Here is a 20,665-nt window from a genome sequence, read left to right as displayed (position 1 = left end):
ATTCAGCCCCTCCGGCGTTTGAGGAGCGGGGGTCTGGGGGCGGAGCCCCCAGGTAGGCCCCCGCGCCGAGCGGGTTTTCGGGAAGGGGCGGGGTTGGGGAAAGAATCACCCGCTCGGACCCGAGTACAACTCCTTGGCGATGATGGACCGTTGCACCTCGCTAGCCCCCTCATAGATTCGCGGCGCCCGCACCTCCCGGTAGAGGTGCTCAAGCAGATGCCCCCGCTGCAACGCGCACGCCCCATGCAGCTGAACCGCCGCGTCCACGACATACTGCGCCGCCTCCGTCGCCAACAGCTTCGCCATGGCCGCGCGTTGGGCGATGTCCGGTTCGCCGCGGTCGTACGCCGCGGCCGCCGCATGCACCATGAGGCGGGCCGCCTCGGTCCGGGTGGCCATCTCCGCGACCTGGTGGGCCACCGCCTGGAGATCCTTCAACTTGCCGCCGAACGCGTCCCGTTGAGCGGTATGCGCGAGCGTGGCGTCGAGCGCCGCCGCCGCCATGCCGACCGCGAAGGCGCCGACGCTGGGGCGGAAGCGGTTGAGGGTGGTCATGGCGACGCGGAAGCCGCGGTCGGGCTCGCCGAGCACGTCCTCGCCGGTGACGGTCACGCCGTCGAAGGCGAGGGCGCCGATCGGGTGCGGGGAGAGCATGTCCAGGGGCGTGCCCGTGAGGCCCGCCCGGTCGGCGGGCACGAGGAAGGCGGTGACGCCCCGGGCGCCCGCGCCAGGTGTCGTACGGGCGAAGACGGTGTAGAAGTCGGCTTCGGGGGCGTTCGAGATCCAGCACTTCTCGCCGGTGAGCCGCCAGGCGGATGGGCCGTCCGGCGCGGCGCGCAGGGCCAGCGCGGCGGCGTCCGAGCCCGCCCCGGGTTCGGAGAGCGCGAAGGCGGCGACGGAGTGCCCCGCGCGGGCGGGCGCGAGCCACTGTTCGCGCTGCCGCGCGGAGCCGTACGCGGCGACGGGGTGCGCCCCGAGGCCTTGCAGGGCGAGCGCGGTCTCGGCCTCCGTACAGGCGTAGGCGAGGGACTCGCGCAGGAGGCAGAGGCCCAGGGCGCCCGATGTGGCGCCGCCGGCCCTGTCGCCCGGCCCCTCCCCCGCGAACAGGCGGTCAAGGAGCCCCAGTTCCCCCAGCGCCTCCACCAGCGGGCGGTTCACGCGGCCCGGCTCACCCTTCTCCGCCAGCGGGCGCAGCCGCTCGTCGCCGAGGGTCCGTAGCTCCGCACACCAGGCAATTTGTTCTGGATTGAGCGAGAATGCCGTCATGTCGGGCCCCTCCTCTATCGCGCACCGTTGACTGTCGTCACCATCACGATACGCTCGTTGCGCGAGCTCACCACAAGCCCGAACGGCAAGGGGGCGACCCGCTGTGGACGCCAAGAGTGCACTGCGACTCCACCCATCGGCTCACGTGGACACCTTCGCCCGGGATCATCTCCCGCCGCCGGAGCAGTGGCCCGCGTTCGTCCACGACCGGCCCGAGCTGCATTACGCCGATCGACTCAACTGCGGCGCCGAGCTCCTGGACAGGACGGTGGAGCGGCTCGGCGGCGACCGGCCCGCGTTCCGCGCGGGCTCCGGCGACGTGTGGACGTACGGCGAGCTGCAGCGGCACGTCGACCGGATCGCGCACGTCCTGACCGGCGAACTCGGCGTACGGCCCGGTCAGCGCGTCCTGCTGCGCGGTCCTACCACCCCCTGGCTCGCGGCCTGCTGGCTCGCGGTGATGAAGGCGGGCGCCGTCGCGGTCACCGTCCTGGCCCAGCAGCGCCCGAACGAACTGGCCACGATCTGCGAGATCGCCGAGGTCGGCCACGCGCTGTGTGACGCCCGCGCCGTGGACGACCTGGTCAAGGCCGGGATCCCCGGGCTCGACGTGACCACCTTCGGCGGGGAAGCGGACGACGACCTGCTGGCGCGCGCCGCCCGGCAGCCAGAGGTCTACGAACCCGTCGACACCTCCGCCGACGACGTCGCCCTCATCGCGTTCACGTCCGGCACCACGGGCCGCCCCAAGGGCTGCATGCACTTCCACCGTGACGTGCTCGCCATCGCCGACACCTTCGCGCGCCACGTCCTGAAGCCGGGGCCCGACGACGTGTTCGCGGGCAGCCCTCCGCTCGGTTTCACCTTCGGACTCGGCGGGCTCGTCATCTTCCCGCTGCGGGTCGGCGCCTCCTCGCTCCTGCTCGAACAGGCGGGCCCCAAGCAGCTGTTGCCCGCGATCGCCGAGCACGGCGTGACGGTGCTCTTCACTGCGCCGACCGCCTACCGCGCCATGCTCGACGAGCTGAGCAAGCCGGACGCGCACGACGTCTCCACGCTGCGGCGGTGCGTCTCCGCGGGCGAGAACCTGCCCGCCGCCACCTGGCAGGCCTGGCACGAGCGCACCGGCCACCGCATCATCAACGGCATCGGTGCGACCGAGCTGCTCCATATCTTCATCTCCGCCGCCGATGAGGCGATCAGGCCCGGCACCACGGGCCGCCCCGTTCCGGGGTGGCACGCGCGCGTGGTCGACGACTCGGGTGCTCCGGTGCCGGACGGCGAGCCGGGCCTGCTCGCCGTGCGCGGCCCTGTCGGCTGCCGGTATCTGGGGGACGAGCGGCAGCTTCAGTACGTACGCCACGGCTGGAACGTCACCGGTGACACCTACGTGCGCGACGCCGACGGCTATTTCACCTACGTGGCCCGCGCGGACGACATGATCATCTCGGCCGGGTACAACATCGCGGGCCCGGAGGTCGAGGAAGCCCTCATGCGCCACCCCGACGTCCTGGAGACCGCCGTCGTGGGGCGCCCCGACGAGCTGCGCGGGCAGACAGTCGTCGCGTACGTCGTCCAGCGGCCGGGAACACGGCGGGACCCCGACCGGCTGCGCGAGTTCGTGAAGGGTGAGCTGGTGCCGTACAAGTGCCCGCGCGAGATCGTCTATCTGGACGCACTGCCGCGCACCGCGACAGGCAAGCTGCAACGGTTCCGGCTGCGGGAGCCCGGGCCCGTAGAGTGATCACGTGTCCGAGCAGCACACTCCACGGTCCCTGATCGTCACCTTCTACGGCGCCTACGGGCGCGCGGCCCCCGGCCCTGTGCCCGTCGCCGAACTGGTCAGGCTCCTCGCCCCGGTCGGCGTGGACGCCCCGTCCGTGCGCTCGTCCGTGTCCCGGCTCAAGCGGCGCGGGCTGCTCGTCCCGGCGCGGACAGCTGCGGGCGCGGCGGGGTACGCCCTGTCGCCGGACGCGCGCCAGCTCCTGGAGGACGGCGACCGGCGCATCTACGCGTCTCCCCCGGCGGCCCGGCGCGACAGCGGCTGGGTGCTCGCCGTCTTCTCCGTGCCGGAGTCGGAGCGCCAGAAGCGGCACGTGCTGCGCTCCCGCCTCGCCGGACTGGGTTTCGGCACGGCCGCTCCGGGGGTGTGGATCGCTCCGGCGCACCTCTACGAAGAGACAAGGCACACCCTGGAGCGCCTCCAACTCGCCTCGTACGTCGACCTGTTCCGGGGCGAGCACCTGGGCTTCGCGGCGACGGCGGACGCGGTGGCCCGCTGGTGGGACCTGTCCTCCATCGCCAAGGAGCACGAGGCGTTCCTCGACCGGCACGAGCCGGTGCTCAGGGCCTGGCAGGGGCGGACGCAGACCCCGCCGGAGGAGGCGTACCGCGACTATCTCCTCGCCCTGGACTCCTGGCGCCGGCTGCCGTACGCGGACCCGGGGCTGCCGGGGGAACTCCTCCCCGACGGGTGGCCCGGCGACCGGTCCGCCGAGGTGTTCACGGCCCTCGACGGACGGCTGCGGGACGCGGGTGCGCACTTTGTGACGCCGGACAGCGCCTGAAGCGTCAACTCCCCAGCTTGAGGCGGGGCTTGGGCGCGTCCGTACGCCCCGTCTGCGGGCGGCGGCTTCCCGCCCCGTACTGCAACGGCCAGCTGATGCCCGGCCCCGCGTACCCCTGCTCGGCCGCCGCGTGCAGCGTCCAGTGCGGGTCGTACAGGTGCGGGCGGGCGAGCGCGCACAGGTCCGTACGGCCCGCCAGGATCAGCGAGTTGACGTCGTCCCAGGAGGAGATGGCGCCGACCGTGAGGACGGGGACGCCGGTTTCGTTGCGGATGCGGTCGGCGAACGGCGTCTGGTAGGAACGGCCGTACGCGGGGCGCTCGTCGGAGACGACCTGGCCCGTCGAGACGTCGATCGCGTCGGCTCCGTGCGCGGCGAAGGCTCGGGCGATGTCGACGGCGTCGTCCGCGGTGGTACCGCCGTCGGCCCAGTCGGTGGCGGAGATGCGGACGGTCATGGGTTTGCCGTCCGGCCACAACTCCCGTACGGCGTCGAAGACTTCGAGGGGGAAGCGCAGACGGTTCGTCAGTGAGCCGCCGTACTCGTCCGTCCTGCGGTTCGTCAGCGGCGAGAGGAAACCGGAGAGCAGATAGCCGTGCGCGCAGTGCAGTTCGAGGAGGTCGAATCCGCTGCGCTCGGCCCGGCGGGCCGCCGAGACGAACTGCTCGCGGATCTCGTCGAGCCCGGCCCTGTCCAGCTCGTGCGGGCGCTGGCTGTTCTCCTTGTACGGGAGGGGCGAGGGGGCCACCAGCGGCCAGTTGCCGTCGTCGAGGGGTTCGTCGATGCCCTCCCACATCAGCTTCGTCGAGCCTTTGCGGCCCGAGTGGCCGAGCTGGACGCCGATCGCGGTACCCGGCGCCTGCGCGTGCGCGAAGTCGGTGATCCGGCGCCAGGCGTCGGCCTGTCCGTCGGTGTAGAGCCCGGCGCAGCCCGGCGTGATGCGGCCCCGCTCGCTGACGCACACCATCTCGGTCATGACCAGGCCCGCGCCGCCGAGCGCCCGCGCGCCCAGGTGGACGAGGTGGAAGTCGCCGGGGACGCCGTCCACCGCGGAGTACATGTCCATGGGGGACACGACCACGCGGTTGCGCAGGGTGAGTTCGCGGAGCCGGAAGGGCGTGAACATCGGCGGCGTACCGTCCGGGCAGCCGAAGTCGCGCTCGACGGACTCGGTGAAGTGGGCGTCGCGCAGGCGGAGGTTGTCGTGGGTGACTCGGCGGCTGCGGGTGAGGAGGTTGAACGCGAACTGGCGCGGCGGCTGGTCAAGGTAGTCCGGGAGCCGCTCGAACCACTCCAGGCTCGCGCGGGCCGCGCGCTGCGTGGACTCGACGACGGGACGGCGCTCCGTCTCGTACGCGGCGAGTGCTTCGGGGATGCCGGGCTGCTCCTCCAGGCAGGCGGCGAGCGCGAGGGCGTCCTCGACGGCGAGCTTGGTGCCGGAACCGATGGAGAAGTGGGCGGTGTGGGCCGCGTCGCCGAGAAGCACCGTATTGCCGTGCGACCAGCGCTTGTTGACGACCGTGCGGAAGTTGATCCAGGCGGATTTGTTGCCGCGCAGGGTCCGGCCGCCGAGGGCGTCGGCGAAGATCTTGGCGCAGCGCTCGGTCGCGTCGCGCTCGTCGAGCTCCGCGAATCCGGCCGCCTCCCAGACCTCTTCGCGCATCTCGACGATGACGGTGGACTCGCCCGTTCCCGCCGTGGAGAACGGATAGCCGTGCAGCTGCATCACGCCGTGCTCGGTCTCGGCGATCTCGAAGCGGAAGGCCTCGAAGGCGAAGTCGGCGGCGAGCCAGATGTAGCGGCAGCGGTGCGTCTCGACGCTCGGCCCGAAAGCTTCGGCGTGCGCCTCGCGCGTGAGACTGTGCACGCCGTCCGCCGCGATCACCAGGTCGTACGCGGTGGAGAGCTCGGCGGCGGGGGGCGCCTCGGCGCGGAAGCGCAGGTCGACGCCGAGCTCCCGGCACCGCTCGTGCAGGATGCCGAGCAGCCTGCGCCGCCCGAGTGCCGCGAAGCCGTGCCCGCCGGAGGTGTGCCGGCTCCCCCGGTGCACGATGTCGATGTCGTCCCAGCGCACGAACTCCGCCTGGAGCGCGGCATAGACGACGGGGTCGGCGTGCTCGATGCCGCCGAGCGTCTCGTCCGAGAGGACGACTCCGAAGCCGAAGGTGTCGTCCGGGGCGTTGCGCTCCCAGACGGTGATCTCACGCTCCGGGTCGAGCCGCTTGAGCAGGGCCGCGGCGTAGAGCCCGCCGGGGCCACCGCCGATGACGGCGATGCGGTGCGCCTCGGGCGGCGTGGGCGGCATGGGCATCCGGGCGGCCCCGGCCACCTCGGCGGAGCTGCCCGGCCCGCCGGGCGGCGGTGCCTCGCCCCGCATCGGCAGCCCGCTCCCTTGCGTCTCACCCATGCTCATCGCCCCTGCCACTTGGGCGGGCGCTTTTCCGTGAACGCCGCGTGGAATTCCTTGTAGTCCTCGCCGGTCATCAGGAGTGCCTGCGTCGCCGCGTCCAGCTCCACCGAGGCGGCGAGCGGCATGTCGAGTTCGGATGTGAGCAGCGCCTTGGTCTGCGCGTACGCGAGAGCGGGTCCTTCGGCGAGGCGGCGGGCCAGCGACTGTGCGGCCTCGGGGGCCTTGCCCTCGTCCGTCAACTCGCTGATGAGGCCGATCCGTTCGGCCTCGGGGGCGCGCACCGGGTCGCCCAGCATGAGGATGCTGGTGGCGTGGCCGAGGCCTACGACGCGGGGCAGGAGGTACGCCGCCCCCATGTCGCCGCCCGACAGACCGACCCGCGTGAAGAGGAAGGAGAACCGCGCCGAGGGGTCCGCCACGCGGAAGTCCGAGGCGAGGGCGAGCACGGCGCCCGCGCCCGCGGCCACCCCGTGCACGGCGGTGATCACCGGGAAGGGGCACTCGCGGATGGCTCGCACGACCTGTCCCGTCATGCGGTTGAAGTCGAGCAGCTGAGCGGTGTCCATGCCGAGGGTCGCGCCGATGATCTCGTCGACGTCACCGCCCGAGCAGAAGCCGCGCCCCTCTCCGCCGAGCACCAGGGCGCGTACCGACTTGTCGCGGGACAGCTCGGCGAGGAGATCGCGGAGGTCGGCGTAGGCGCCGAAGGTGAGCGCGTTCAGTTTGTCGGGGCGGGCGAGGGTGACCGTGGCGACCCCGTCGTCCACCTCGAAGCGGAGGTGCTGCCAGTCGGGGGTGCGGGGGGCGGAGCCGGTGAAGGGACTCATGACGACGTGCGGCCTCCTCGGTGGGGCGGCGGCGGTCTGCCTCTTGCTACGTCTTGCTGCCTCGTGAAGTTCTCTCTGCCTTTCGAAGCTATCACTCATCCGTGACCGTCGTCACGAGCGCGCGATAGCACCGCTCCACAGACCCACTCCCCCAAGGGCCGGACGTCCCGGAAATGCCCGACCGTCGACCCTGTCGACATAGCGCTTAAGATTCGTACGGTTGAAAGCAGGATCGCCTGCTGCCCTGAACGGACCCGCCTTGCACGAACCTCCCGCTCCTGCCTCGTGGCGCATCGCGCTGCCGCACACCACAGCGGCTGTACCGATCGCCCGCGCACTGGTGCGTACAGCGCTCATGGATATCGAGTCGGCCGCCGACACCGATACCGCCGAGCTGCTCACGGCCGAGCTGGTGGCCAACGCGGTGGAGCACACCTCGGGGCAGGACCCGATAGAGCTCGTCATCGAGCTCCTGCCGACCGGCTGCCAGGTCGAGGTCCACGACTCGAACCCGATGCCGCCCGGCGATCTCACCGACCCGGCGCCGATGAGCGAGCCGGACCCCTGGCAGGAGCACGGGCGCGGCCTGCTCCTGATCCGCACCCTCAGCTCGTCCTGCGGTCACCGCCCCACCGACTCCGGCAAGGCGGTCTGGTTCACACTCCCTGCGGCGTAGGCGAATCGGCCTCGGCGGCCTTGCCGAGCCGGGAGTGACGGCGCCCGTACAGCGCGTACACCAGGGAACCCACGGCCAGGAACACCGCGAACTGCACCCACGTCGTCCAGCCCGTGCCCCAGATCAGGTAGAGGCAGAAGCCCACGCCCAGGATCGGGCTCACCGGGTACAGCGGCACCCGGAAGGTGCGCCTCAGCTCCGGCGCCGAGCGGCGCAGCGCGAGCACCGCGACATTCACCACGACCATGATCGCCAGCGTGCCGATCGTCGTCAGGTTGACCACCACGTCGAGCGACGAGAAGGCGGCGGGGACGGCGAAGACCGCGGCGACGATCCAGGTGTTGGCGACCGGCGTCGACGTCTTCGGCGAGATGCGCTCGAAGACGCGCGGAATGAGCCCGTCGCGGGACATCGACATCAGGATGCGGGTCTGCCCGTACATCACGGCGAGCACGACGGACGCGATGGCCACGACCGCGCCGAAGGCGATGATGCCGCCACCCACGGAGGAGTCGGTGACCTGGTTGACGACCAGCGAGAGCGCGGCGGGCTTGTCGGCGACCGCGTCCGCGCCCAGCGCGCCGATCGCTCCGAGGGCGACAGCGACGTACAGCAGCGTGGCGACGCCGATGCAGATCAGGATGGCGATGGGGATGTTGCGCCGGGGGTTCTTGACCTCTTCGCCCGCCGTGGTGATCGCGTCGAAGCCGATGAAGGAGAAGAAGGCGAGCGAGGCGCCCGCGGTGATGCCGGAGGCTCCGGCGCCCGCGAAGGGGCTGAGGTTGCCGGCCTTGAACGCGGTGAACGCGATCGCGAGGAAGAGCAGCAGGATGCCGATCTTGAGCATGGCCATGGCGGCCGTCGCCCGCGCGCTCTCGCGGATGCCGCGCACGAGCAGCACGGCGGCCATGAGGATCACGACGACGGCGGGCAGGTTCACGACACCGCCCTCGCCGGGCCCGGCGGAGAGCGCGTCGGGCAGGTGCCAGCCGGTGAGGCTTTCGAGCAGCTCGTTCAGGTACTGGCTCCAGCCGACCGCCACGGCGGAGACGGAGACGCCGTACTCCAGGAGCAGGCACCACCCGACGAGGAACGCGGTGCGCTCGCCGAGCGAGGCGTACGCGAAGGAGTACGAGCTGCCGGAGACCGGGATCGCACCACCGAGCTCGGCGAACGAGAACGCGGTGAAGATGCAGGTGACGGCGGCCAGGAAGTACGAGACGGCGACCGCGGGGCCCGCCTCGGCGACGCTGTCGGAGAGGCCGACGAAGATGCCGGTGCCGACGATCGCGCCGACGCCGAAGCACACGAGCTGGAACAGGCCCATGGTGCGCTTCAGGCCGTGGCCTTCGAGGTCGGCGCCCGATTCGGCGACGAGGAGTTCGGGGGACTTGATGCGGAGTCCTGCCGGACCGGTCGAGCGCATGCGGTGGTTCTCATTTCCGGTGGTGCTGTGCGAGCGGGGGGGTGGGCCGCAAAGAAGCGGGGCCGGGGGATGGTGTTCCCCGGCCCCGCCCGTGTGAGCTTCCAGGTTTCAGGCGAGCGTGGCGACGAGGATCGCCTTGATGGTGTGCAGGCGGTTCTCGGCCTCGTCGAAGACGACGGAGTGCGCCGACTCGAAGACCTCGTCGGTGACCTCGAGAGAGCTTAGACCGTGCCGGGCGTGGATCTCGCGGCCGACCTGCGTGCCCAGGTCGTGGAAGGCCGGGAGACAGTGCAGGAACTTCACGTCGGCGTTGCCCGTGGCGCGCAGGACGTCCATGGTCACGGCGTACGGCGCGAGCGCCTCTATGCGCTCGTCCCAGACCTCCTTGGGCTCACCCATGGAGACCCAGACGTCGGTCACGACGAAGTCGACGCCCGCGACGGCCTCGGTGATGTCCTCGCTGAGCGTGATCCGGGCGCCGCTGCTCTCGGCGAGCTCGCGCGCCCGGGCGACGATCTCGTCGGCGGGCCAGTAGGCCTTGGGCGCGACCATGCGTACGTCCATGCCGAGGAGCGCGGCGGTGATCAGGTACGAGTTGCCCATGTTGTAGCGGGCGTCACCGAGGTAGGCGAAGGCGATCTCGGTGAGGGGCTTCGCGCTGTGCTCCGTCATCGTGAGCACGTCGGCGAGCATCTGGGTGGGGTGCCAGTCGTCGGTCAGGCCGTTGTAGACGGGCACGCCCGCGTGGGCGGCGAGCTCCTCGATCCCGGGCTGACTGTCCCCGCGGTACTCGATGCCGTCGAACATCCGGCCGAGCACGCGCGCGGTGTCCTTCACCGACTCCTTGTGCCCTATCTGCGAACCCGAGGGGTCGAGATACGTGGTGGAGGCGCCCTGGTCGGCGGCGGCGACCTCGAAAGCGCAGCGCGTCCGGGTCGAGGTCTTCTCGAAGATCAGCGCGATGTTCTTGCCGCGCAGCCGCTGCGTCTCCGTCCCCGCCTTCTTCGCCGCCTTCAGCTCGGCGGCGAGATCGATCAGGCCGCGGAACTCCTCGGCGGTGAAGTCCAGCTCCTTGAGGAAGTGGCGGCCGGTGAGGTCGATGGCCATGATGGCGCTCCAGAGGCGAGTGCGGGGACACGTAATTCTGGAAGTCTATACGATGCCTCACATTTCTATTCAGTGATCGGATCCCGCTGCACCGGACAGCTCATGCACCGCGGACCGCCCCGGCCGCGCCCCAGCTCGCTGCCCCTGATCTCGATCACCTCGATGCCCTCCTTGCGCAGATGTGTGTTCGTGGTCGAGTTCCGTTCGTACGCCACCACGACGCCCGGCTCGACCGCGAGCACGTTGCAGCCGTCGTCCCACTGCTCGCGCTCGGCCGCGTGCACGTCCTGGGTGGCCGTGAGGACCCGGATCCCGGGCAGCCCGAGGGCCGCCGCGATCGCCCGGTGCATGTGCTCGGGCGGATGGTCGGTGACCTTCAACTCCCGTCCGTCGTCGCCGGGTTCGATGGTGTACGAGCGCAACATGCCCAGGCCCGCGTACTGCGTGAAGGTGTCGCTGTCGATCATCGTCATCACCGTGTCGAGATGCATGAACGCGCGTCTCTTCGGCATGTCAAGGGCCACGATCGTCTGCGCGGAGCCCGCGGCGAAGAGCTTGTGCGCGAGCATCTCGACGGCCTGCGGCGTGGTGCGCTCGCTCATGCCGATCAGGACCGCGCCCCGGCCGATCACCAGGACGTCGCCGCCCTCGATGGTGGAGGGGTAGTCCGACTGCCCCTGGGACCACATGTGGAATTCCTCGGCCCGGAAAAGGGGGTGGTGCTGGTAGATCGCCTCGAAGTGCACGGTCTCGCGCTGCCGCGCCGGCCAGCGCATCGCGTTGATGGAGACGCCGTCGTAGATCCACGCGGAGGTGTCGCGGGTGAAGAGGTGGTTGGGCAGCGGGCCGAGCAGGAAGTCGTCCAGGTCCATGCAGTGGAAGCGCACGGACGTCGGCTCGGGGTGGCGTTCCAGGTACTCCCGCTTGGTCATCCCGCCGATCAGCGCGTCGGCGAGCTCGGCCGACGGCATGGTCTCGAACGCGGCCCGCAGGTGGTCCGTCGCCAGCGGACCGTACTCCTTCTCGTCGAAGACCCGGTCGAGGACGAGAAGGCGCGCGCCGGGGACGTCCATGGCCTCGGTCAGCAGGTCGCCGAAGAGGTGGACGACCACCCCGCGGTCGCGCAGTACGTCGGCGAATCCGTCATGTTCCTGGCGCGCCCTGCGGACCCACAGGACGTCGTCGAAGAGCAACGCGTCCTTGTTGGACGGGGTGAGCCGCTTGAGCTCCAGATCGGGGCGGTGCAGTATCACGCGGCGCAGCCGCCCGGCCTCGGAGTCGACATGGAATCCCATGGAGTCCATCTTTCCCCTGCCGGACGGCCGACGCCCGCTGTTGCCCAAAGCCGTCGTTCTCGGCCTACAGCCTGGGGTCCACCGGCTCCGACTCCAGGGCCAGGACCGCGAAGACCGCCTCGTGCACCCGCCACAGCGGCTCGCCCGCCGCGAGACGGTCAAGGGCTTCGAGCCCGAGCGCGTACTCACGGATCGCGAGCGAGCGCTTGTGGCCGAGGAAGCGGCCGCGCAGCTTGTCGAGGTGGTCGGGGCGGGTGTACTCCGGGCCGTAGATGATCCGGAGGTACTCGCGTCCGCGGCACTTGATGCCGGGCTGCACGATCCGGCCCTTGCCGTCCCTGACCAGCGCCTCGACCGGCTTGACGACCATGCCCTCGCCGCCGCGGCTCGTCATCTCCAGCCACCAGTCGACGCCCGCCTGGACCGACGCCTCGTCGCCCGTGTCGACATAGAGCCGCCGGGTGGTCTGAAGCAGGCCGGTGCCGTCGTGCTCCACCATGCGGTCGATCAGGGCGAGCTGTCCGTCGTGCGGGAGCGCGGCGAGGCTGCGGCCCTGGACGACCAGGATCTGGAACGGCGCGAGACGCACGCCCTCCAGGCCATCGGTCGGCCAGCAGTAACGGCGGTAGGCGTCCGTGAACGCGGCGGCGTCCACGGCGCGTTCACGCTGCTTGGCCAGGAGCCCCCCGGTGTCCACACCGCGCGCCGTCGCCGCTTCCAGGGCGGCGATCGCGCCGGGGAAGACGGCACCGGACGCGGCGCCCACGGCCGCGTACTGCGAGCGGAGCAGGCCGGATGCCTTCAGCGACCAGGGCATCAACTCCGCGTCGAGCAGCAGCCAGTCCGTGTCGAGCTCCTGCCACAGGCCCGCCTCGGTGACGGCGGTGCGCACGCGGCCGAGTATCTCCTCGGTGACCTCCGGGTCATCGAAGAAGGGGCGGCCTGTACGGGTGCAGAGCGAGCCGGTCGGCCCGTCCACACCGAAGCGCTCGCGGGCCACGTCCGCGTCACGGCACACCAGGGCCACGGCGCGCGAGCCCATGTGCTTCTCCTCGCACACGACCCGGGCGACCCCGTCCTGGGCGTACGAGGCGAAGGCCTCGGCCGGGTGCTCCAAGTAGCCCTCGCGCTGCGATGTCGCGGTGGGCGCCATCGTCGGCGGGAGGTACGGAAGCAGCCGCGGGTCGACCGCGAAGCGGCTCATGACCTCAAGGGCCGCCGCCGCGTTCTCCTCGCGCACCGCGACGCGGCCGGCGTGGCCGGTCTCCACGGCCCGGCGGCCGTGCACGTCGTTCAGGTCGAGCGGGCGCCCGTCGTGACCGCCGGGTGCCTCCGTGCGCAGCGGCTTGGCCGGCTCGTACCAGACCTGCTCCGCCGGTACGTCGACCAGTTCGCGCTCCGGCCAGCGCAGCGCGGTGAGCCTGCCGCCGAACACGGCGCCGGTGTCCAGGCAGATGGTGTTGTTGAGCCAGGTCGCGGTCGGCACGGGGGTGTGGCCGTAGACCACGGCGGCGCTGCCGCGGTAGTCCTCCGCCCACGGGTAGCGCACGGGCAGGCCGAACTCGTCGGTCTCGCCGGTGGTGTCGCCGTACAGCGCGTGCGAGCGCACCCGGCCCGACGTCCGCCCGTGGTACTTCTCGGGCAGACCCGCGTGGCAGACGACGAGCTTGCCCTCGTCGAGGACGTAGTGCGAGACGAGGCCGTCCACGAACTCCCGCACGCTCGCGCGGAATTCCTCGCTCTCCGCATCCAACTGCTCGATCGTCTCGGCGAGTCCGTGGGTGTGCTGGACCTTGCGGCCCTTGAGGTAACGGCCGAGCTTGTTCTCGTGGTTGCCCGGTACGCAGAGGGCTGTGCCGTCACCGACCATCGACATCACGCGGCGCAGGACGCCCGGGGAGTCGGGGCCGCGGTCGACGAGGTCGCCCACGAACACGGCCGTACGCCCTTCGGGGTGCGTGCCGTCGACGTAACCGAGCTTGCCGAGCAGTGTCTCCAGCTCGGCGGCGCAGCCGTGGATGTCGCCGATGATGTCGAAGGGGCCCGTGAGGTGCGAGAGGTCGTTGTAGCGCTTCTCGGTGACGATGGTGGCGTTGTCGACCTCCTCCACTCCCTTGAGGACGTGGACCTTCCTGAAGCCCTCGCGCTCCAAGTGCTTGAGCGAGCGCCGCAGTTCACGCTGGTGGCGCTGGATGACGCGGCGCGGCATGCCGGCCCGGTCGGCGCGCTGGGCGTTGCGCGCGGCGCAGACTTCCTCGGGCACGTCCAGGACGATGGCGATGGGCAGCACGTCGTACTGTCTTGCAAGATCGATCAGCTGCTTGCGGCTCTCGCTCTGCACGTTGGTCGCGTCGACGACGGTGCGGCGCCCGGCGGCGAGGCGCTTGCCCGCGATGTAGTGCAGCACGTCGAAGGCGTCGCGGCTCGCGCCCTGGTCGTTCTCGTCATCGGCGACGAGGCCGCGGCAGAAGTCGCTGGAGAGCACTTCGGTGGGCTTGAAGTGCTTGCGGCCGAAGGTGGACTTGCCGGAGCCTGTGGCGCCGATGAGGACGACGAGGGAGAGGTCGGTGACGGGCAGCACGCGGCCCGCGCGTATGGCTTCGGTGCTGGTGCCGGTTTCCTGCGTCATGCTGCCTGCACCTCCTTCGTGGTCTTGAGGTTCTTCGTGGTCTTGAGGTTCGCGTCGTTCTTGTCGCTCTTGTCGTTCTTGTCGGCCTGCGTGAACACGGCCATCTGGGTCGGCGGCCCCACCTCGGGGTCGTCGTCCCCCACAGGCACGAACTCCACGCCGTACCCGTGCCGTTCGGCCACCTGCCGGGCCCAGCCGCGGAACTCCTCGCGCGTCCACTCGAACCGGTGGTCGCCGTGCCGGACGTGCCCGGCGGGGAGCGTCTCCCAGCGGACGTTGTACTCGACGTTCGGCGTCGTCACGAGCACGGTGCGCGGCCGCGCTGAGCCGAACACCGCGTACTCCAGGGCGGGCAGCCGCTCCACGTCGAGGTGCTCGATGACCTCGCTGAGCACCGCGGCGTCGTACCCCTTGAGCCGCTTGTCCGTGTACGCGAGCGAGCCCTGGAAGAGCTTGACGCGCTCGGCCTGCCGCTCGCCCATGCGGTCGAGCTTCAGCCGCCGCGATGCGATGGTCAGCGCCCGCATCGACACGTCGACACCGGCGATCTCGGTGAACCGCGTGTCCTTGAGCAGCGCCTGCACCAACTGGCCCTGCCCGCACCCGAGGTCGAGCACGCGCCCGGCGCCGGCGCCGGTCAGCGCCGCAAGGATCGCCTCTCGCCGTAGCACGGCGAGCGGCACGGGCTTTTCCTCTGTGTCGCTCTCCTCGTCGACCGCGTTGTCGAGGTCGTCGACGTCCGTGTCGTCCGCGTCGGCGAGCCGCACCAGCTCAAGGCGCTGCATGGCCTCCCTGGTCAGCGACCAGCGCCGCGCCAGATAGCGGCTGGTGATGACCTTCTGCTCCGGGTGGTCCGCGAGCCAGCCCTCACCGGCACGCAGCAGCTTGTCGACCTCGTCCGGCGAGACCCAGTAGTGCTTGGCGTCGTCGAGCACGGGGAGGAGGACATAGAGGTGCCGAAGCGCCTCGCCCAGCGTCAACTTCCCGTCCGGGACTTCGAGTACGAGGTGGACGTACCGCGATTCGCCCCACTCCGGGAACTGTTCGTCCAGCGGAATCCGCGTCACCGTGACCGTCCAGCCCAGCGGCTCGAACAGGTTACGCACCAGCTCCGCACCGCCACGCGCGGGCAGCGCCGGCACCTCGATACGCAGCGGCAGCGGCTGCCCCGCCCGCTCGGGCCGCGCGTTGCACACCCCGCGCATCGCGCTGGAGAACACCGCGCTCAGCGCCACGGCGAGCAGCGACGAAGCGGCGTAGGGCCGGTCGTTCACATACTGCGCGAGCGCCGCGTCGGGCGCCCCGCCCCGGCCCTTTCCCTTCCCCCGCCGCACCAGCGCCACGGGGTCCACCTCGAGCAGCAGCGCGGCGGTGCAACGCTCCACGGACGCCTCGGGGTAGAGGACGTGCGCGGTGCCGTAGGAAGTGGAGAACTCCTGCGCCTTGTCGGGGTGCTTGTGCAGCAGGAACCCGAGGTCGGTCGCGGGGCTGTCAGGGGTACCGGAGGTACTGATCGTCAGGAACACGGGTATGCCTCGAAACACCATCTGAACTGCGGAAACTTACGGTTGCGGCTCCAGCGCGCCTCTAGACCGTACAGCGAACACCACTGACTCACTCAGGGGTTTTTCGCTCCCCCCTGGGCCCCCTGGATCTCCCTCTGGGCCCCCCGGATCCGGCTCAGCCCTCAACCCAGCCGTGGCTCTTGCCGTGTTGCACCAGTTGTTCGCGGAGCTGCTTGATCTGCTCACCGGTCATCCACGGAGCCGCACCGAGCAGCAGCTCAGTCACCTCGAACGAGTACTCCGCGACGCTGAGCACGTCGCAGGTGGGCTCCTCACCGTCGTCGAACCCCGCGGCGGACGCCTGGATCGACGGAGGCACCTGGGCCCTGCCGGCCGCGAACGGCGGTGCCGTGGGCGCCTGCGCGCCCTTGGGAAGGCGGACGGACGACGCCTTGGGTCCGCGCTCGCCTTCCTCGATCTCGAACTCGACCCGCGCCCCCGTATACACCAGAGGCTCCGGAATCAGCAGGTCGTTGGCGTGCAGGAACACGTCTTCCCCACCATGCTCCGGGGCGATGAATCCGTACCCCCGCGCGCCGTCGAACCGGACAACCCTGCCAGCGACCATCTCGACCCCTACCCCTACACCATCTCCGGGCCCCTCGCCCGGACAGCCAGTGCCGAAGCCTAACCTCCGGACACCGGTACCGCACGGCCGAGCGGCCCCTCGCGTCCCGACCGCGAGCGGCGGCAACACGGCCTGCGCGGGACTGAAACTGGATCCGGCATCCGGGCAAGATAGCTGCATGGACCTTCGAATCTTCACCGAACCGCAGCAGGGTGCGACCTACGAGACGCTCCTCCGCGTCGCCAAGGCCACCGAGGACCTCGGCTACAGCGCCTTCTTCCGCTCCGACCACTATCTCGTGATGGGCTCCTCCGACGGTCTTCCCGGCCCCACGGACGCCTGGATCACCCTCGCCGGCCTCGCCCGTGAGACCCGGCGGATCCGGCTGGGCACCCTGATGACCGCGGGCACCTTCCGGCTGCCGGGCGTCCTCGCGATCCAGGTCGCGCAGGTCGACCAGATGTCGGGCGGCCGCATCGAGCTCGGCCTCGGCTCGGGGTGGTACGAGGCGGAGCACTCCGCGTACGGAATTCCCTTCCCGAAGGAGAAGTTCGGCCGCCTGGAGGAGCAACTCGCCATTGTCACCGGCCTGTGGGAGACCCCGGTCGGTGAACGCTTCACCTTTGACGGCACCTACTACCAACTCTCCGATTCCCCCGCCCTTCCCAAGCCCGCGCAGCCCAAGGTTCCCGTCCTCATCGGTGGGCACGGCGCCAAGCGGACGCCCGCCCTCGCGGCCCGCTACGCGAGCGAGTTCAACATTCCCTTTGCCTCTCTTTCCGATACCGAGCAGCAGTTCAAGCGCGTGCGCGCCGCCGCGGAGGAGGTCGGCCGCAAGGGCGACGGCCTCACCTACTCCAACGCCCTGGTGGCCTGCGTCGGCAAGACGGACGCGGAGGTGAAGCGCCGTGCCGACGCGATCGGGCGCGAGGTGGAGGACCTGAAGGCGAACGGGCTCGCCGGCTCCCCTGCGGAGGTCGTCGAGAGGATCGCCGCTTACCAGGCCGTCGGCTCGCAGCGCATGTACCTCCAGATCCTCGACCTGGACGACCTCGACCACCTGGAGCTGATCTCCTCGCAGGTCGTGTCGCAGCTGAGCTGACCGCAGTCGGGCTGACCGCAGTCGGGCTGACCGCGGCGGCCCCGGTCGCACTCCCGTCCACTCCGCCGGTGCGGCCGGTCCCGCGCGGCCCCGGCCGGGTGAAATTCCGTCAACCCGGCATCCGGTGCGTCTCCGCCCCAGTGACCCGCCGCCGCAGGTGATCGTTGGCTCGGGCGGAGCCGGACCGCCCGGCACCCGCGCCGGCGGCCGCTGCTGGTGCGTCGCTTGCATCAGCTGCCCTCCAGCACCGGGAGGGCGAGGGCCGAGGAGGCCGCCATGTCCCAGGAAGCCGTACCCGAGCAGGCGCGCGAACCGTCCGTGCCCGAGCAGCAGGGCCCACCCAAGGGCCTGCTCCAGCAGATGGAGGAGCTGATGGCCGCGCTCAACGCGGATCTGACTCAGCTCGACGCGGATCTGCAGCAGTCCACGACGGCCGACGACACCGCCACCCCCGCCCCTCGTCCCCCCGCCGGCGACGAGCCCACCCGCTTCTGACGGCGCCGGCACTCCCCCGGCGCCTGTGCCACCCGGCCGTCCACGGCCCCCGACACAGCGCCCGATCATGGTGACCCCGCCGCCGAGTCGGGCTCGGGCAGGCTCTGTTCGCGCACCGCGAGTCTGCGCAGCATCTCGAGCACCCGGTCCCTCGACTCGTCGGCGGCGTCGATCGCTTCCATGCACTGCCAGTACACCCCCTCGTCGTCCGCGCCCATGGCCACGGCCACCAGCGCGATGCCGACCTCGCCGAGCAGTTCGTCGAGCCCCCGCAGCACCTCGTACACCTGGCCGATGCCGGTCAGTCGCGAGGCCCGTATCCCCTCCGTCCCGAGGCCCGGGGCGGTCAGAGCCCCGCAGCCTCTGCCGCCGACTTCGCTCAGGCCGAGCGCCTCGCCCCGTAACTCCGGAGGGCCCGCGATCGCGAACCGGCTGCCGATCGCCTGCGCGAGGGCCTGGGACTGCCACACCTCGGCAACGATGTCCGACGGCTCCTGGCTCCGCGCCAGGGCGTGCCTGCTCGCCTCGATGAGCCGCATCGCCTCCATGCGCACCCCCATCCATCCCGCGCGCAACCGCCGCACGTTCGCCCGAACTCCCTTGCCCACTACCTAGAGTGAGCGCCAGCGGGACGAAAAGCCAGAGCAACTCGGAAATCTGTGGACAAGCTATCGACTGTGGACAACGTGTCCACTCCGGAGAGTGACGAGTCTACGAACAAGAGGCGGCCCGAAGTCACTTCGCCGGAAAGCGCTGTTCGTTCCGGTCGATCTTCGCGGCGAGCGCCGCCAGCGCGTCGATGCCGAGCACCTCGCAGAACTGCAGCAGGTAGGCGAGCACGTCGGCGACCTCGTCCGTCACCCGATGCGCCGAGTCCGGGTCGTCCATCACCCGTGCCGACTCGTCGGGCGTCAACCACTGGAAGATCTCCACCAGTTCGGACGCCTCCACGCTCAGCGCGGCGGCCAGGTTCTTCGGCGTGTGGTACTGCTCCCAGTCCCGCTTGGCCGCGAAGTCGGCCAGCCTGCGCTGCAGTCCCGCTACATCAAGTTCAGTCACGACCCCAGGTCTACCATCGCGGCCCCGCCCACCTGAGCGGCCCACGACGCGTCGCTCACCGTCCCGACCAGGCGGATGTGGCCGCGTTCGCAGGTGCGCGCCGCCAGCTCGGCGAGTGCGCGCTTCTGCCGCGGGTCGAGGAAGTGGTCGAGGCCGTCGGCGAGCACGGTGAGGTTCTGGTAGGCCGAAGGCACCTCGGCCACCGGGTCCACCTCCAGCACTCCGGGTCCGGTGAGCAGCACCAGGGCGAGCGCCAGATACCTCAACTCGCCGTCCCCGAGCCGCCCGACAGGCGACTTGATCCCGCCTCCCCGGTCGATGACCGCGTGGACCGACCCGTCCTCGGCCACCTCCGCGAGCACGTCGGCGACCGGCCCCGCACACCCCGCCCGCACCGCGGCCACCAGCCGCGCATGACGGTGGCCGCACTCCTCCCTCGTACGGAGAAGGACCTCGGCGACGTTGTCGCAGCCACTCAACAGGCGCCCCGCGCCGATCAGTCCAGGGGGCACGGGCAGCCGCATGAGTCCGGGCCGGGGAGCGCACGGGAACACCGAGCGCAGCGCGACCACCACCTGCTCGGCCGCGGCGAGCACCAGGCGCTGTCCCGCGGTCTTGCCCGCGACCCGCAGCGGGAGCAGCGCCGTGCCGAGCCGGTCGTCCGGCAGGGGGCCGCGCGTCACCGGCGTCATGCCCGCCGTGTGCCAGGCGGCCTGCACCGTGCGCCGCCCCGGGTCGCGCAACGCCGTCTCGAACAGGATGAGCCCGCCCCGGGTCAGCCGCTCACCCACGACGCGCAGTTCGGGCTCGGCCTGTACGGCGACGTCGAGCCGCACCGCTCCGACGGGGCCGTCGACCGTGCAGCCGATGCGGAACCCGCGCCGCCGCTGCTCGTCACCCCGGGCACGATCGGGTACGCAGGCCACGGGATCGGTGAAGACGTCGACGAGTTCCTCGCCCGCCCCGAGCCTCGCCAGCGCCTCGTACGCGGCGAGCGCGGTGGACTTGCCGCTCCCGCTCGGCCCCGCGACGAGGGTCAGCGGACCGAGCGGGAACACGGCGCCCCGGTGCGAGGCGAAAGCCGAGAGCCGCAGTTCGGTGACGCGGCTCCGGTCCGGACCCGGCGGTGGCTCGGCGCCCGCCTCCGGGAGGTGCACAGTCATGTCCGGACGGTAGGCGGCGACGGATCTGGTGAACCGTTCCGCCCAAGTGACCTTCCTACGAATGAGGGATTACGACTGTGCGGCCGCGACGAGCCCCTGCACCTCGGTGCCGGGAGGCGCGAGCAGGAAGACGTTCTTGTCGACGCGGTGCATTCCGCAGCCGAGGCCGAGGACCACACCGCTGCTGAAGTCCAGGACGCGCTTGGCGACTTCCGTCTCCGCCCCGGTCAGGTCGAGGAGGACCGGAATCTGCGCCATCACGGTCTCGGCGACCTCGCGGGCGTCCGCGAAGATGTTCACCCGCATCACCACAAAACGCCGCCGCGCCTCGGTCTCCGCGTCGGGCATCGCGCGGTGGCCGGGCCAGGACGGCCATTCGTTGCGGCTGCGCAGCGGTACGACCTGGGCGAGCCCTTCCCACTGTTCATCGGTGACGTCGTGGCTGTTCAACGCTCCACCCCGTCCTGGCTCGCACTCGATATCTGCACTGGCTCATTCTTACGCGACCTC

18 protein-coding genes are annotated in these 20,665 nt (G+C 70.9%); 5 read left to right on the top strand and 13 right to left on the bottom strand.

All coding sequences use genetic code 11. From position 1 onward, the window contains the following. Positions 1–105: 105 nt before the first annotated feature. Positions 106–1,266, bottom strand: a complete 1,161-nt coding sequence (locus E5671_RS34210) for an acyl-CoA dehydrogenase family protein (protein WP_160507720.1) — start codon at positions 1,264–1,266, stop codon at positions 106–108. 103 nt (positions 1,267–1,369) lie between these two features. On the opposite strand from E5671_RS34210, the gene E5671_RS34205 reads away from it, so the two are divergent. Further along, on the top strand, positions 1,370–3,010 hold the full coding sequence (locus E5671_RS34205) for an AMP-binding protein (RefSeq protein WP_336605921.1): 1,641 nt from the start codon (positions 1,370–1,372) through the stop codon (positions 3,008–3,010). A gap of 4 nt (positions 3,011–3,014) precedes the next feature. Further along, positions 3,015–3,833: a PaaX family transcriptional regulator C-terminal domain-containing protein gene (locus tag E5671_RS34200; protein ID WP_160507719.1), complete on the top strand. Its 819-nt coding sequence runs from the start codon at positions 3,015–3,017 to the stop codon at positions 3,831–3,833. A 4-nt stretch (positions 3,834–3,837) separates the two neighbouring features. On the opposite strand, the gene E5671_RS34195 is transcribed toward E5671_RS34200, so the two are convergent. Further along, a complete protein-coding gene (locus E5671_RS34195) occupies positions 3,838–6,210 on the bottom strand; it encodes a bifunctional salicylyl-CoA 5-hydroxylase/oxidoreductase (protein ID WP_160510578.1) in 2,373 nt (790 codons plus the stop codon). A gap of 32 nt (positions 6,211–6,242) precedes the next feature. Continuing rightward, on the bottom strand, positions 6,243–7,070 hold the full coding sequence (locus tag E5671_RS34190) for an enoyl-CoA hydratase family protein (RefSeq protein WP_160507718.1): 828 nt from the start codon (positions 7,068–7,070) through the stop codon (positions 6,243–6,245). A 244-nt stretch (positions 7,071–7,314) separates the two neighbouring features. Here E5671_RS34190 and E5671_RS34185 point away from each other — a divergent pair, with 244 nt between their 5' ends. Further along, positions 7,315–7,746, top strand: a complete 432-nt coding sequence (locus tag E5671_RS34185) for an ATP-binding protein (RefSeq protein WP_160510577.1) — start codon at positions 7,315–7,317, stop codon at positions 7,744–7,746. Here the strand turns inward: E5671_RS34185 and E5671_RS34180 are convergent. The 6 genes from E5671_RS34180 to E5671_RS34155 form a co-directional block, all read right to left on the bottom strand. Continuing rightward, positions 7,727–9,172, bottom strand: a complete 1,446-nt coding sequence (locus tag E5671_RS34180) for an amino acid permease (RefSeq protein WP_160507717.1) — start codon at positions 9,170–9,172, stop codon at positions 7,727–7,729. The two genes, E5671_RS34185 and E5671_RS34180, sit on opposite strands and share 20 nt — an antisense overlap. A gap of 108 nt (positions 9,173–9,280) precedes the next feature. After that, positions 9,281–10,279 carry an ornithine carbamoyltransferase gene (argF, locus tag E5671_RS34175; protein WP_160507716.1) on the bottom strand — a complete coding sequence of 333 codons (999 nt, stop codon included), beginning with the start codon at positions 10,277–10,279 and terminating at the stop codon, positions 9,281–9,283. 65 nt (positions 10,280–10,344) lie between these two features. Further along, positions 10,345–11,574 carry an arginine deiminase gene (locus tag E5671_RS34170; RefSeq protein ID WP_160507715.1) on the bottom strand — a complete coding sequence of 410 codons (1,230 nt, stop codon included), beginning with the start codon at positions 11,572–11,574 and terminating at the stop codon, positions 10,345–10,347. 64 nt (positions 11,575–11,638) lie between these two features. Then, on the bottom strand, positions 11,639–14,203 hold the full coding sequence (locus tag E5671_RS34165) for a polynucleotide kinase-phosphatase (protein WP_160507714.1): 2,565 nt from the start codon (positions 14,201–14,203) through the stop codon (positions 11,639–11,641). After that, complete coding sequence (locus E5671_RS34160) at positions 14,200–15,729, bottom strand: 3' terminal RNA ribose 2'-O-methyltransferase Hen1 (protein WP_160507713.1); 1,530 nt, start codon at positions 15,727–15,729, stop codon at positions 14,200–14,202. Before E5671_RS34160 ends, E5671_RS34165 begins: the two co-directional genes overlap by 4 nt. A 154-nt stretch (positions 15,730–15,883) precedes the next feature. Beyond that, positions 15,884–16,336, bottom strand: a complete 453-nt coding sequence (locus E5671_RS34155; RefSeq protein WP_160507712.1) for a cold-shock protein — start codon at positions 16,334–16,336, stop codon at positions 15,884–15,886. A gap of 178 nt (positions 16,337–16,514) precedes the next feature. Here E5671_RS34155 and E5671_RS34150 point away from each other — a divergent pair, with 178 nt between their 5' ends. Together E5671_RS34150 and E5671_RS34145 are read left to right on the top strand one after the other, a co-directional pair. Then, positions 16,515–17,438, top strand: coding sequence for an LLM class F420-dependent oxidoreductase (locus tag E5671_RS34150; RefSeq protein ID WP_160507711.1), 924 nt, complete (start codon positions 16,515–16,517; stop codon positions 17,436–17,438). A 276-nt stretch (positions 17,439–17,714) separates the two neighbouring features. Further along, the gene (locus E5671_RS34145; RefSeq protein WP_160507710.1) at positions 17,715–17,933 is read left to right on the top strand and encodes a hypothetical protein; all 219 of its coding nucleotides are present in this window, start codon (positions 17,715–17,717) and stop codon (positions 17,931–17,933) included. Between the two features lie 65 nt (positions 17,934–17,998). Here E5671_RS34145 and E5671_RS34140 read toward each other — a convergent pair whose 3' ends face one another. The 4 genes from E5671_RS34140 to E5671_RS34125 all read right to left on the bottom strand — a co-directional run bounded on the left by E5671_RS34140 (position 17,999) and on the right by E5671_RS34125 (position 20,605). Continuing rightward, a complete protein-coding gene (locus tag E5671_RS34140; protein WP_160510576.1) occupies positions 17,999–18,481 on the bottom strand; it encodes a DUF6099 family protein in 483 nt (160 codons plus the stop codon). 187 nt (positions 18,482–18,668) lie between these two features. Further along, the gene (locus tag E5671_RS34135) at positions 18,669–18,992 is read right to left on the bottom strand and encodes a MazG-like family protein (RefSeq protein WP_160507709.1); all 324 of its coding nucleotides are present in this window, start codon (positions 18,990–18,992) and stop codon (positions 18,669–18,671) included. Further along, positions 18,989–20,155, bottom strand: a complete 1,167-nt coding sequence (locus E5671_RS34130; RefSeq protein WP_160507708.1) for an AAA family ATPase — start codon at positions 20,153–20,155, stop codon at positions 18,989–18,991. The genes E5671_RS34135 and E5671_RS34130 overlap by 4 nt, the downstream gene beginning before the upstream one ends. 69 nt (positions 20,156–20,224) lie before the next feature. Then, the gene (locus E5671_RS34125) at positions 20,225–20,605 is read right to left on the bottom strand and encodes a cell division protein SepF (protein WP_160507707.1); all 381 of its coding nucleotides are present in this window, start codon (positions 20,603–20,605) and stop codon (positions 20,225–20,227) included. Positions 20,606–20,665 lie beyond the last annotated feature (60 nt).

The sequence above is a fragment of the Streptomyces sp. BA2 genome, from assembly GCF_009769735.1.
Lineage (GTDB): Bacteria > Actinomycetota > Actinomycetes > Streptomycetales > Streptomycetaceae > Streptomyces.
Note: the sequence above shows the minus strand (reverse complement) of the source record. Positions and strands in the feature narration are given on the sequence as shown.

Coding starts and splice junctions, on each gene's coding strand:
- E5671_RS34210 (WP_160507720.1), bottom strand. CDS start 1,266: ATGACGGCATTCTCGCTCAATCCAGAACAAATTGCCTGGTGTGCGGAG.
- E5671_RS34190 (WP_160507718.1), bottom strand. CDS start 7,070: ATGAGTCCCTTCACCGGCTCCGCCCCCCGCACCCCCGACTGGCAGCAC.
- E5671_RS34170 (WP_160507715.1), bottom strand. CDS start 11,574: ATGGGATTCCATGTCGACTCCGAGGCCGGGCGGCTGCGCCGCGTGATA.
- E5671_RS34150 (WP_160507711.1), top strand. CDS start 16,515: ATGGACCTTCGAATCTTCACCGAACCGCAGCAGGGTGCGACCTACGAG.
- E5671_RS34165 (WP_160507714.1), bottom strand. CDS start 14,203: ATGACGCAGGAAACCGGCACCAGCACCGAAGCCATACGCGCGGGCCGC.
- E5671_RS34155 (WP_160507712.1), bottom strand. CDS start 16,336: ATGGTCGCTGGCAGGGTTGTCCGGTTCGACGGCGCGCGGGGGTACGGA.
- E5671_RS34195 (WP_160510578.1), bottom strand. CDS start 6,210: ATGCGGGGCGAGGCACCGCCGCCCGGCGGGCCGGGCAGCTCCGCCGAG.
- E5671_RS34130 (WP_160507708.1), bottom strand. CDS start 20,155: ATGACTGTGCACCTCCCGGAGGCGGGCGCCGAGCCACCGCCGGGTCCG.
- E5671_RS34140 (WP_160510576.1), bottom strand. CDS start 18,481: ATGGAGGCGATGCGGCTCATCGAGGCGAGCAGGCACGCCCTGGCGCGG.
- argF (WP_160507716.1), bottom strand. CDS start 10,279: ATGGCCATCGACCTCACCGGCCGCCACTTCCTCAAGGAGCTGGACTTC.
- E5671_RS34145 (WP_160507710.1), top strand. CDS start 17,715: ATGTCCCAGGAAGCCGTACCCGAGCAGGCGCGCGAACCGTCCGTGCCC.
- E5671_RS34180 (WP_160507717.1), bottom strand. CDS start 9,172: ATGCGCTCGACCGGTCCGGCAGGACTCCGCATCAAGTCCCCCGAACTC.